The 12,479-nt window shown below is 69.3% G+C and carries 9 protein-coding genes; 4 read left to right on the top strand and 5 right to left on the bottom strand.

Annotated elements, in window-relative coordinates; all coding sequences use genetic code 11:
• The first annotated feature begins 8 nt into the window (after nucleotides 1-8).
• Nucleotides 9-3,134, top strand: coding sequence for a PGRS repeat-containing protein (locus tag AC5Y31_RS17735; protein ID WP_499981888.1), 3,126 nt, complete (start codon nucleotides 9-11; stop codon nucleotides 3,132-3,134).
• A 70-nt stretch (nucleotides 3,135-3,204) separates the two neighbouring features.
• Here AC5Y31_RS17735 and AC5Y31_RS17730 read toward each other — a convergent pair whose 3' ends face one another.
• The gene (locus AC5Y31_RS17730; protein WP_499981886.1) at nucleotides 3,205-4,044 is read right to left on the bottom strand and encodes a dienelactone hydrolase family protein; all 840 of its coding nucleotides are present in this window, start codon (nucleotides 4,042-4,044) and stop codon (nucleotides 3,205-3,207) included.
• Nucleotides 4,045-4,141: 97 nt separating this feature from the next.
• Between AC5Y31_RS17730 and glmS the strand changes: the two genes are divergently transcribed.
• The 3 genes from glmS to AC5Y31_RS17715 all read left to right on the top strand — a co-directional run bounded on the left by glmS (nucleotide 4,142) and on the right by AC5Y31_RS17715 (nucleotide 7,780).
• Nucleotides 4,142-6,010 carry a glutamine--fructose-6-phosphate transaminase (isomerizing) gene (glmS, locus tag AC5Y31_RS17725; RefSeq protein ID WP_499981884.1) on the top strand — a complete coding sequence of 623 codons (1,869 nt, stop codon included), beginning with the start codon at nucleotides 4,142-4,144 and terminating at the stop codon, nucleotides 6,008-6,010.
• Between the two features lie 257 nt (nucleotides 6,011-6,267).
• Nucleotides 6,268-7,134 carry a DUF4436 domain-containing protein gene (locus AC5Y31_RS17720; protein ID WP_499981882.1) on the top strand — a complete coding sequence of 289 codons (867 nt, stop codon included), beginning with the start codon at nucleotides 6,268-6,270 and terminating at the stop codon, nucleotides 7,132-7,134.
• Between the two features lie 91 nt (nucleotides 7,135-7,225).
• A complete protein-coding gene (locus AC5Y31_RS17715; RefSeq protein WP_499981881.1) occupies nucleotides 7,226-7,780 on the top strand; it encodes a hypothetical protein in 555 nt (184 codons plus the stop codon).
• Between the two features lie 4 nt (nucleotides 7,781-7,784).
• Here the strand turns inward: AC5Y31_RS17715 and AC5Y31_RS17710 are convergent, their stop codons facing one another.
• The 4 genes from AC5Y31_RS17710 to AC5Y31_RS17695 form a co-directional block, all read right to left on the bottom strand.
• A complete protein-coding gene (locus AC5Y31_RS17710; RefSeq protein ID WP_499981880.1) occupies nucleotides 7,785-8,522 on the bottom strand; it encodes an SDR family NAD(P)-dependent oxidoreductase in 738 nt (245 codons plus the stop codon).
• A complete protein-coding gene (locus AC5Y31_RS17705) occupies nucleotides 8,519-10,444 on the bottom strand; it encodes a flavin-containing monooxygenase (protein WP_499981879.1) in 1,926 nt (641 codons plus the stop codon). Before AC5Y31_RS17705 ends, AC5Y31_RS17710 begins: the two co-directional genes overlap by 4 nt.
• A gap of 146 nt (nucleotides 10,445-10,590) precedes the next feature.
• A complete protein-coding gene (locus AC5Y31_RS17700; protein ID WP_267887786.1) occupies nucleotides 10,591-11,331 on the bottom strand; it encodes a sensor domain-containing protein in 741 nt (246 codons plus the stop codon).
• A 262-nt stretch (nucleotides 11,332-11,593) separates the two neighbouring features.
• On the bottom strand, nucleotides 11,594-12,478 hold the full coding sequence (locus AC5Y31_RS17695) for a sensor domain-containing protein (protein WP_499981878.1): 885 nt from the start codon (nucleotides 12,476-12,478) through the stop codon (nucleotides 11,594-11,596).
• Nucleotide 12,479 lies beyond the last annotated feature (1 nt).

Below are 12,479 nucleotides of genomic sequence, written 5' to 3'. Positions count from 1 at the left end.
GTACGCAAATGACTCGTCGTAACACCGGCAGCAAGCCGGACTCAGCAGGTAAGGCCGGACAGCGGCGCCGCAATCAGGCGATCGGTACCGGCGGTACGGTGGCAGCGTTCCTGGCCTTCGGGATGACCCCGCTGGCCGGCGCGCCGCAGGCCCAGGCCGAAGGTTTCGAGGACCTGTTCGATTTCAGTTGGTTCGCCCCCGCTGACGCCGGCTCCGATGTCGACCCCGGAATCGCAGCCTTCGACTTCCCCGGATCGGAGGAGGCGTTCGACATGGCCAGCATCATCGACCAGTGGTTCTACACCCCGCTGCACATGGGGATGACCGCCTGGATCGACAGTGACTTCGGCGCGATGGTCAACAACGCCATCAACGAAATGTCCGGGATGTACCTGATCGGTAACGGTGCAGCCGGCACCGAGCTGAACCCGGATGGCGGCGACGGCGGCCTGTGGTTCGGCGACGGCGGTGCCGGCTGGAGCAGCACGATCGACGGCGAGGTCGGCGGCAACGGCGGCGACGCGCTTGGGTTCTTCGGTAACGGCGGCGACGGCGGTGCCGGTGGTCTCGGTGCGGCCGGTGGCAACGGTGGCGCGGGCGCCTGGGGCATGGGTAACGGCGGCGACGGCGGTGCCGGCGGAGCCGGTGCGGCCGGCGGTAACGGCGGCGGCGCCGTGGCCTGGGGCTTCGGTAACGGCGGTGTCGGCGGTGCCGGCGGCGACGGTCTGGCCGGCAGTTTCGCCAACGGCGGCAACGGCAACGGTGGTGCCGGCGGTGCCGGTGGCGCGGGTGGTCGCGGCGCCTTCAACTTGGGTAACGGCGGCGACGGCGGCAAGGCCGGCGCCGGCGGCGACGGCGCCGCTGGCACAGCTGACCACCTCAACGGCGGCAACGGTGGTGCCGGCGGCCAGGGTGGCGCGGCCGGTACCAACTTCTGGGAGGGCGGCCACGCCGGCACCGGCGCCAACGGCGGTGCGGCCGGCAACGGTGGCGACGGCTTCAAGGACGCCGACGGCAGCTACCTCGGTAACGGCGGTGCCGGCGGTGAAGGCGGCGCCGGCGGTGGCGACGGTTCACCCACCAGCAGCAGCGACGGCGGCGTCGCCGGTGCCGGCGCCAACGGCGGTAACGGCGGTGCGGGCCTGGCCGGCGGCAATGGCGGCAAGGGTGGCGCCGGTGCTGATGCCGCCGAGGGCAGCGGGGGCGCGGCCGGTAACGGTGGTAATGGTGGCGACGGTGTCGCCAAGGGCGGCAACGGCGGTGCCGGCGGTGCCTCCGGCGCGTCGACCGGGCACAGCGACAGTCGCGCTGGCGGTAACGGTGGTGCCGGCGGCAACGCCAGCGGCGCCGCCGGAGTCCAGGGTGTCGGCGGCAACGGCGGCCTCGGCGGTGCCGGCGGTCCCAGCGCCGCCGGCGCGGCCGGGGCGGGCGGCAACGGTGGTGCCGGCGGCAACGGAGCCACCGATGACGACACCATCCAGACCTTCGGCGGTAACGGTGGCAAGGGCGGCTCCGGTGGTTCAACCTCCGCGGGTGGTGTCGCTGGCAACGGTGGCACCGGTGGTGCCGGTGGTAACGGCACCGTCGGTGCCGGTGGCGGCCTGCTCTCCGGCGATCACGCCAAGGGTGGTGACGGCGGCAGCGCCGGCGGCCTCGGCCTGACCGGCCAAGGAACGGCCGGTAGCGGCGGGGACGGTGGCGCCGGTGGTACCGGCACCGGCTGGAAGGACGTCGACGGCACTCACTTCGAGGCCGGCACCGTCTACAGCGTGGGCGGCAATGGCGGTAACGGTATTAGCGGCGGCGTCGGTGGTGCCGGCGGCAACGGCGCTGACACCGGGGTCAGCATCGGCGGTAACGGCGGTAACGGGGGCAGCAACACCAGCGGCGCCGGCGTCGGCGGCACCGGCGGCAATGGCGGTAACGGCACCGCCATCGGCGGCAATGGCGGCAACGGCGGCAACAGCGCCTCCGGCAACGCGGGCGGCACGGGCGGTAACGGCGGCAACAGCGCCGGCACCGCGGTGCCGACGAACGATCTCGGGATCAAGCCCAGCCACGGCGGTAACGGCGGTAACGGCGGCACCGGTGGCGCCGGCGCGGCCGGCGGCGCCGGGGGCAACGGCGGCAACGGTGCCCTGGTCGCCAACGGTGGTAACGGCGGAAACGGCGGAGCTGGTGGCGCAGGGTCCACCGGGACGGCCGGTGATGCCGGCACCGACAACGCCGGCGGTAACGGTGGCGACGGTTCGGCCGGTGGCACCGGTGGCGCCGGCGGCAACGGCGGCACCTCGGACACCGGCAACGGTGGTAACGGCGGCAACGCAGGCAAGGGCGGCGCTGGCGGCGCCGGTGGTACCGGCGGGACCGGTGGCGTGGACAGCGCCGGCAACGGCCTGGCCGGCGGGACCGGCGGTGACGGCGGTGCCGGTGGCGCCGCAGGAACCGCGGGCAACGGCGGCACCAGCACCAGCGGAGCCGCAGGCAACACCGGGGCCGGTGCCCTCGACGGCAACGGGGGTGCCGGCGGCCGGGGCGGTACCGGAGGCGCGGGCGCAGCCGGGACCGCCGGCAGCGACTCCGAGACGGCGGCCGGCGGCGATGGCACCGCGGGTGGCACCGGTGGTGCGGGTGGCCAGGGCGGCAATGGCGGCACGTCGGGCACCGGTGCCGGCGGCGCCGGCGGTGCCGGCGGCACCGGAGGCAAGGGCGGTGCCGGCGGGGCCGGTGGTAACGGCGGCACCAGCGACGGCATCGGCTTCGACGGCGGCAACGGCGCGTCCGGCGGTGACGGCGGTGCGGCCGGATCCGGCGGGAATGGCGGAGCGAGCACCGACGGCAGCGACGGCAAGGGCGGAGCCGGCGGTACCGGTGGCGCGGCCGGTGCGGGCGGCAAGGGCGGTACCGGCGGCGGCGCCACCGGTGACGGCCACACCGCCGGCGATGGCGGTAGCGGTGGCGACGGTGGTACCGGCGGCAACGGCGCCGCTGGCACCGACGGCGGCGCTGCCGGCAAGGGCGGCGCCCTCGGCAAGGGCGGCGCCGGCGGCACGGCCGGTACCGGCACCGACGGTGCCGCGAACGGCAACCCCGGAGCACCCGGGACCGACGGCACCGCAGGCGCGGCCGGCTAGCCGCCACTACACAACGACAACGGCCGTCGGGTCCACCAGGACTCGACGGCCGTCGTCGTTTGCCAGCGTCCTACTTGAGCAGCGCGGCGATCTTCTCCTCGGGGCTCACCAGCTCCGGCAGCGCGTCGAGCGCCTCGGTATGCGGTAGCCGCACTGCCGGATCGGCGAACTCCCGGTAAGCCTTGTCCCCGGCCACCTCGGCCAGCAGATAGCCGGTCAACAACGCCCGCACCCGCCGCTGGGTACGACGGTCCGAGCCCGGCAGCCCGAAGAAACCCGACAGCCGGCGGCCCTGCGGCAGACCGGCCGGCGAGGACTTGGTGATCACCCGCAGCGTCGCTGCAGGCCAGGCATGGGCCAGCTCGATGGCGTTGGAGCGCAGCGCATTCGGGTCCCCGATGCTGCTGAAGATCACGCCGGGGGTCTCCAGCATCGCCGCCGGCTGCTCGGCGGGCGGGACGGTGACCGTCGGGAAAATCGATGCCACCGCTTTCGGTTTCACCGACGACCCGGCGGCGGCGAACACCGCCGCCGATCCGCCGAAGCCGTGGCCGGCCACCGCGAGCCGGTTGCGGTCTACGCTGATCCGGCCCGGCCCCAACCGGATCTCGGTGGCGATCTCCAGGGCACGGCCCAGGTCGGCGGCCAGGTCCAGCACCGACGGTGCCAGCCCCCGTCCGGTGTCGGGGGCCGCGGCCACAATGCCCCAGGACGCCAGGTGCTCCAGCAGGCCGGCGTAGCGGTCGGCCCGGGTCAGCCAGTCATGGCCGAACGTCACCGCAGGCAGCCGGTAACCGGATGCCGGGGTGTAGACCACACCGGCCAGGCCCGCATAGGCCAGATCGCCCCGCAGGACGCGGTGCGGACCGGGGCGGGTCAATGCGGTGTAGAGACGCTTGATGCTGGCCACCCGATGACGTTAACGCACCGCGGCAGGCGACGATCAAGGCTTCGCTGACCTGCACGATTCCATTGGCGCGCCCGCCGTTGCACTACCCTGAACAGCTATGTGCGGAATCGTCGGCTACGTCGGGCAGCGGCCCGCCCGCGACGTCGTCATCGAGGCACTGCGCCGCATGGAATACCGCGGCTACGACTCCGCCGGGATCGCCGTCGTCGACGGTGTCGGTCAGCTCACCATCCGCCGCCGCGCGGGCCGGCTGGCCAACCTGGAGGCCGAACTGGCCGCCACCGATCCGGCCCTGTTGGCCGGCGGCACCGGGCTCGGCCACACCCGCTGGGCCACCCACGGCCGGCCCACCGACCGCAACGCCCACCCGCACCGCGACGCGGCCTCCCAATTCGCCGTCGTGCACAACGGCATCATCGAGAACTTCGCCGCGCTGCGCGACGAGCTGGAACGCGAGGGCGTGGAGTTCACCAGCGAGACCGACACCGAGGTGACCGCCCACCTGGTGGCCCGCCAATACCGGCACGGCGACACCGCCGGGGACTTCGTGGCCTCGGCGCTGGCGGTGCTGCGCCGGCTGGAGGGGCACTTCACGGTGGTGTTCGCGCACGCCGATGAGCCCGGCACCATCGTGGCGGCGCGGCGATCCACCCCGCTGGTGATCGGCATCGGCGAGGGCGAGATGTTCCTCGGCTCCGACGTGGCGGCGTTCATCCCCTACACCCGCGACGCGGTCGAGCTGGGTCAGGACCAGGCGGTGGTGATCACCGCGGACAGCTACCGCATCACCGACTTCGCCGGCAAGGATATGGCCGGCACTGCTCGCCGGTTTCATATCGACTGGGACCTGTCTGCTGCCGAAAAGGGCGGCTACGAGTACTTCATGCTCAAGGAGATCGCCGAGCAGCCCACCGCGGTGTCCGAGACGCTGCTCGGGCACTTCGAGGACGGCCGCATCGTGCTCGACGAGCGGCGGCTCTCCGACCAGGAACTGCGCGAGATCGACAAGGTGTTCGTGGTGGCCTGCGGCACCGCGTATCACTCCGGTCTGCTGGCCAAGTACGCAATCGAACACTGGACGCGGCTGCCGGTGGAGGTCGAGCTGGCCAGTGAGTTCCGCTATCGCGACCCGGTCCTGGACCGCAGCACCCTGGTGGTGGCGATCAGCCAGTCCGGCGAGACCGCCGACACCCTCGAAGCCGTCCGGCACGCCAAGGAACAGAAGGCCAAGGTGCTGGCGGTCTGCAACACCAACGGCTCGCAGATCCCCCGCGAGTGCGACGCGGTGATCTACACCCGCGCCGGACCGGAGATCGGTGTGGCGTCGACCAAGACGTTCCTGGCCCAGATCACCGCGAACTATCTGGTCGGTCTGGCGCTGGCCCAGGCCCGGGGCACCAAATACCCCGACGAGGTAGAGCGCGAGTACCGGCAACTGGAGGCGATGCCCGACCTGGTGTCGCGGGTGCTCGACGGCACGGAGTCGGTGGCCGAGCTGGCGCGGCGGTTCGCCAGGTCGCCCGCGGTGCTGTTCTTGGGCCGGCACGTCGGCTACCCGGTGGCGCTGGAAGGCGCGCTCAAACTCAAGGAACTGGCCTACATGCACGCCGAGGGTTTCGCCGCCGGTGAGCTCAAGCACGGCCCGATCGCGCTGATCGAGGACGACCTACCGGTGATCGTCGTGATGCCCTCGCCCAAGAACGCCGCGGTGCTGCACTCCAAGCTGCTCTCCAACATCCGCGAGATCCAGGCCCGTGGTGCGGTCACCGTCGTGATCGCCGAAGAGGGCGATGAGACGGTGCGGCCCTACGCCGACCACCTGATCGAGATCCCGGCTGTGCCAACGCTTTACCAGCCGCTGCTGTCGACCATCCCGCTGCAGGTGTTCGCCGCCGGGGTGGCGCAGGCTCGGGGGTACGACGTAGACAAGCCGCGCAACCTGGCCAAGTCGGTCACCGTCGAATAGGGGCGTTCCCCGCGACGACGCTCGGCCCGGCGGTGATGCACGGACTCGTCGTCGATGCTCGCCGACGTCGCAATCTGATTGCAGCAGATCAATTTGTGTCGCCCGTCCGTCGAAAACTCAGCGGCGATCACGGCGGCGATGAGACGATGCAGCCGTTGTTGTCGACGATCGAACTGACCCATTGAGGGAGCGCAGTCTTGTCCAACGATGGCCCTGCTGTTCACTTCAAGCGGCCCCGGGTCCTTCTGCTCCTCGGCATGACGGTCTTCTTCGTCGCGTCCTACCTCGTCACCGTCGTACTGTACGAGCGCGCGGGGTGCGGATGCCCCCTTCGCCTCACTGAAGGTTTGGCGTCGGCCGATGGAACCACCGTGACCATCGACATCGAGGATCTTCAGACGGTGAAAGGCACGCTGACGGGCAAGGTCGCCATCAACCCGGGGCCGGCATTGCTCGATCCGGTCAGGCACGGCCTCACGCAAGACCTCAGCATCGCGGTGCACTCCGCGGTAACGCCGACGAAGCGCAGCTGGACGAAGGGCATGATGCCCGGTGAGTTCCCGGTTCCCTTGACCATCTCCGGGAACTCGGCGAAGTGGCCGTTCGATCACTACCACACCGGGCCGATCACCGTCGACGTCCTCCGCGGGGATGCCGCGGTCCCGGAACGCATGTCGGTGACGTTCGTCGACCACATTGCCGGATGGAAGAACGAGATTGTCAGCGACCGCGACGACGGCGGCCCGTACCGGATCACGCTGCACCGGTCACCCAATACCATGGCTTTCGGCGCCGTGATCGTAGGCGTCTTGATCGCGCTGGCCGCGGTGGCTGTCGTCGTCGCAAACCTGACGTTCCTGGGTTGGCGCAAATTTCAGCCGCCGATGACGACATGGTATGCGGCAATGCTTTTCGCGGTAGTCCCGCTGCGAAACGCGCTGCCGGACGCTCCGCCGATCGGATCCTGGATTGACGTCACGATCACACTCTGGGTGATCGTCGCGCTGGTGATGTCGATGCTGCTGTTCATCTACTGCTGGTGGCGGGACCTGAAGCCCGAGCCGGATGCGGCGGCACCCGACGTGGGGGCGCCGCAGCACGATTTGGTAGAGGCCGGGCGGTAGCGTCGCCGTCGGGTGGGCGGTTCGCACCGGCGTTGACCTGCGGGCGCGCCGCTCGTAGGTTGAGGGTTTGACGGCGAATGAGGGGCTTTGCGTGGCGCGGCGGGCACTGGCGGTGGCGGTAACGTCGGCGGCGCTGTTGATGATGGTGCCGAATGCCGTTGCGGCGCCGGCGATCCCTGATGTCGACTCGCTGATCGACGACAGCGGGACGCTGCCCGGTTCTGTCAGCGATCTGCAGCGTGCCCCCAACATGGTCTTCGCCACCGATTCGGGGCTGGTCTGCCGGGTGTGGCACGGGAGGATCACCCATGACGTCAACTGCACGGGCGACATTCCGGGGGCGCCGACAGACGCCCGTTCGGTGCAGCTGCCCGGGATCTACGGCAAGGGAACCATGCCGGCGCGTTTCGTGGCCGGCCCGCCGGACGCTCTGGTTGGCGGCACCCCACCGGTCGCAAGGCTTCCGGTCGGACACAAGATCGTGTTCTGGGATTTCTCGCCCACCCAGTCGATGGTCTGCGGTGTCCCGCCGTCGACTGAATTGGTCTGTGTGCTCAAAGAACCCCAACGGCCCGGCGATGTCATCACAGGTCCTGTGGTTACGCACGGTTTCGTCATAGCGGCACCGCAGAGCCAAGTCTTCTGAGCCGTCACGGATGGCGGGCGGTAACGCCACCGTCGACGACGATCTGGGTTCCGGTGACGAACGACGCCCGCGGCGACATCAGGAAGGCCACCACCTCGGCCACCTCGGCGGGCTGACCGATGCGGCCCAGCGGCGCGGCGGCCACGAAACCTGCTGCCACCTCTTCGACGTCGAGGGCAATCTGCAGCATCGGGGTTTCGATGAAGCCCGGACAGACCGCGTTGACCCGGATCCCGGCCGGGCCCAGCTGCGCGGCCATCGACCGGGTCAACCCGAGCAGGCCGGCCTTGGAGGCGCAGTAGGCCGGGATGAACGGATTGGCGGTCAGCCCCTCGATGCTGGAGATACCGACCACCGCCGGGTGACCGCCGGCCCGGGTGACCGCCTCCAGATGCGGCAGCATCAGCTGCACCAGCATCGCCTGGGCGCGCAGGTTGACGTCCATGACGGCGTCCCAGGATTCACCGGTGTAGGCGCCGACCGGTTCGGGCAGCACCCGCCCGGCCGCATGCACCAGCCCGTCGATACCGTCGAGTGCGTCGGCCGCGGCAGCGACCGCGGCGGGCAGCGCGGCGTCGTCGCAGACATCGACCACCGCGCCGGGCATGCCCAGACCGTCGGCAACGTCGTGGACAGCTTCGGCGATGTCCCACAACGCCACCCGGCGCCCCTCGGCGATCAGCGCCGCAGCGCACGCCCGGCCGATTCCCGATGCCGCACCGGTGATGACGACTCCGCTCAACTGCGGCCTCCTTCGGTGATGACGAACTGCGACCAGTCCGGTTCGCGCACCGCCGCCCAGTACTCGTCGAGCCGCCACGGGCTCACGGTGTGGATCTCGCCGTCGGCGTTCTTGAAGTAGGAATGCGTGATCGCCGGGTGCGCCCACACCATCTTGACGATCTCCTCCTGGGTGGCCCGATGCCACTCGGCGGCGGCGTGGGCGGTCGGTTCGATCGCGTGCAGGCCCTCGCCGGCGAGCTTGGCCAGGCAGGCGTCGATGTAGCGCATCTCCAGCTCCGAGTTGAAGATCAGGCTGCCGCCGTGCGCCAGATGTGCACCGGGACCGTAGAGCAGGAAGAAGTTCGGGAACCCGGGCACGGTGATGCCCAGATACGCGTACGGCCGGCTGCCCCACAGCGCGTGTAGATCGGTGCCGTCGCGGCCGGTGACCCGCATCGGCCACAGCACGTCGGTGTGCCGAAAGCCGGTGGCGTACACGATCACATCGACGTCGTGGTGGGCGCCGTCTTCGGTCTGCACGCCGCGCGGAGTGATCCGCTCGATACCGGTACGCACCAGCTCGACGTTGTCGCGCTGCAGGGTCTTGAGCCAGGTGCCGTTGTCCTGCAGGGTGCGTTTTCCGGTGGCCGGGTAGTCCGGCAGCACCTTGGCCAGCAACTCCTCGTCGTCGCCGACCTGGCCGGTGATCCAGCCGGTGAACATCTGCCGGGCCAGGGCGTTGATCTCGCTGACCGCGTAGTCCTGGTCGGGATAGTCCGGGTCGACTCGGGCGGCCTCCAGGCCCTTGTCGGCGCCGGGCCACAGCAGCAGAAACCGGTACCAGCGGCCGTAGAACGGCAGATGTTCCAGCGCCCAGCGCACTCCGTCGTCGACCGGGTCGTGATACATCGGGTTGGGGAACATCCACTGCGCGGTGCGCTGAAACACCGTGAGGTGCTCCACCTTTCCCGCAATGGCGGGCGCGATCTGGAAACCGCTGGCGCCCGCCCCGATCAGCGCCACCCGCTTGCCGGTCACATCGACGCTGTGGTCCCAGGCCGCGGAGTGAAACGACGGCCCGGTGAAGCTGTCCGCGCCGTCGAAGTCCGGCAGGTGCGGACGGTTGAGTTGGCCGACCGCGGTGATCACCGCGCGTGCCCGCAACTGCTCGCCGGCCGCGGTGGTCAGGGTCCAGGTGCCGGTGTCGTCGTCCCAGGCCGCCTCGGTGACCTCGGTGCGCCACCGAATGTGTTCGTCCAGACCGTGTTTGGTGATCAGATCACTGAAATAAGCCTGCAGCTCCGGCTGTTCGGCGAAGTAGTGCCCCCAATTGTTGTTGGGCGCGAAACTGAAGCAGTAGAAGTGGTTGGCCACGTCCACCCGGGCGCCCGGGTAATCGTTCTCCCACCACGTGCCGCCCGGACCGGCGTTCTTCTCCACGATGGTGAAGGGAATGCCGGCCTGCGCCAGACGGATTCCGGCCAGCACACCGGATTCTCCGCAGCCGATCACCACCACCGGCAGTTCTGCCGCCCGGTCGCGATCCAGGGATGCGGGTCGGCGCGGGTCGACGCCGTCCAGGTCCAGCTCTTCGGCGAGCAGGCCCAGGTAGTCATCCGGCACGGTTTCGCAGGCCGCCCAGTCCATCATCTCCTTGATGAGCTCGGCGGGCAGCGGCGCGGGCTGCGGGCAACCCCGGTCGCGATAGTCGACGATCACCGGCAACGCCTCGGCGCGGGCGCGGGCCTTGTCCTCCTCGGACATGAAGCCCTGGATCTCGTTGAGGAAGATCCCGTTCTGCGCGAACTCGCGGATGAACCGGGGATCGCCGGTGATGTGCACGCACGACAGCAGCAAGGTGGGGATGCTGACCTGCTCGAGGGCGGCGGCGATCTCGGAAGTCGCAGTGGTGAACGGTTCTCCGGCGTAGCGGTTGCGCACCAACTGAAGCCCTTTCCGTCGATCCGCTACCGTGCGTCGCGAAATTGAAACGGACGATACGCCAGCCGTCGTGACCGATCAAGGATTGCCATCTGTGCGAGGCTGTACGCCCACGTCAGAACCGGTGGACTGGTTGTACACCGGACTCAGCCGATCGCGTCAATTTTCCGGGTGATCGATGCGAGCAGCGTCTCTGCTGGCGTTGCCGAGGTTGTGTGTGCGCAAACTCCGACGCGGACAACAACGTTGTTGCGCGCGGTCAGCCTGGTTTGACAGAACCAGTCGGGGTTGGCGTCGTCCATCATGATGGCAGCGAGTACACCGTTGGAGTCGGTGACATTGTCGATGAACCAGCGTTGGTCCGCTGATGCTTTCGCACTGGCCAAGCGACTGTTGATAATGCGAATGTTGCACTTCCGCCACGCAGTGCTCTGATTGGTGTAGAACACCCTGGCAGCGTCGGCTTGCGGATAGGTGGCTACGGACAGCGAAACATGGTTCACCAAGTTGGGGGAATCGGGTCCGGCCGGGCTGTTCCATCGTTGCCAGCGGATAGCAGTCCAACCGGAGCCTGCGTAGACCCGCGAGGCAACGGAGGGGATCCCTTGGCAATCGGCATCCACCAAATCTTCGGCGTCGATGTACTCGCCGTGCGTGACTAGGTCGATGTCGGGGTCTTCCACCGCGGAAGAGACGACAGCCCTGTCCGGTAGTAGGTCGAGGAGAGCGGCGACGGGTACCGGTGCCCGGCCGGCGGGGGCCGCAATTGACGATGTCGCGCTGGAACGCGCAGTCGGTTCAGATCGCGCGGTCGCGTGCCGGTCACGACCGGCGAGTGCCACGATGAGCACTACGGTGGTCACGGTCAGCACGCACACCAATCCCATGAGCGCCCATATCAGTCGCCTGTTGCCGTGGGGCGGCGGACTCGGCGGCATCGGTGGCCAAGACGGCGGCACCTGACCGCCCGGCCACGGTGGGGTGGGTCCGTTTATAGGCGTAAACCGTGTCGGGTCGTATGGATGAGGAACCGGACCCTGCGGCTCGTTCATCGGTGCACCCGCCCTATCGGTGCCGGCCGGACCTCAGGACCGCATGGGCTGGCGGCGATCTCGGGAGCCTTCCCCGGCGTAGCGGTTGCGCTCCTTCTCACGCTGCCGCGTCGATCTTCTGGTTGACCGAGTCGAGGATCGTCTGGGCCACCGCTGCTGAATCTGTGTATGCGCACGCACTGATGCGGACAACAATGTTGTTGCGAACGCTCAGCGTGTGCTGGCACGACCAGCCACCGCCCCCCTCGCTGGTTAGGGTCGTCTTAAGCACCCCATCGGAGTCGGTGATGCCCCCGACCGACCAGAACTGGTCGGGTGAGTCCGTGACAGCGGGTATGCGGAAATTGATGTTGCGACCTGAGCACTTATGCCATGCTGCGCTCTGCTTGGTGTAGAAGGTGCGGGCCGCTTCGGCTTGTGGATAGGTCGCTACCGACACCATGGCTTGGTGCACCCAAGTGGGTGGATCGGGTTCGGCGGGACTGTTCCACCGCTGCCAGCGGATAGCGGTCCAGCCGGAACCGGCGTAAACCGGCCCGGCAACAGAGGCTATCCCTTGGCAGTCGGCGTCCACCATGGCGTCGGTGTCGATAGCTGCACCGTCGGTGACGAGGCCGATGCCGGGATCGCTCGCTGCGGAGGAGACGACTTCTTTGGTCGGCAGCAGGCCTTCGAGAGCGGATACCGGTACCGGCGCTTGGTCGCTGGAAGCCGCCGATGAGGTTGTCGCGCTGGACTGCGCATTCTCGTGCCGGCCACCGCCGACGACGTTCATGGCGAGCACCACGGCGGCTACGGTCAACACGCAGACCAGCCCCAGCAGGACCCATATCAGTCGGCGGTTGCCGTGCGGTGGCGGACCCGGCGGCATCGGCGGCCAGGACGGCGGCGTATGACCGCCGGGCGTCCGCATGGGTCCGCTCGTCGGCGCAAACTGCGTCGGGTCGTGCGGGTTAGGAATTGGTCGGTGCGGTTCGTTCATC

This window comes from Mycobacterium sp. NGS18, from assembly GCF_059813185.1.
Note: the sequence above shows the minus strand (reverse complement) of the source record. Positions and strands in the feature narration are given on the sequence as shown.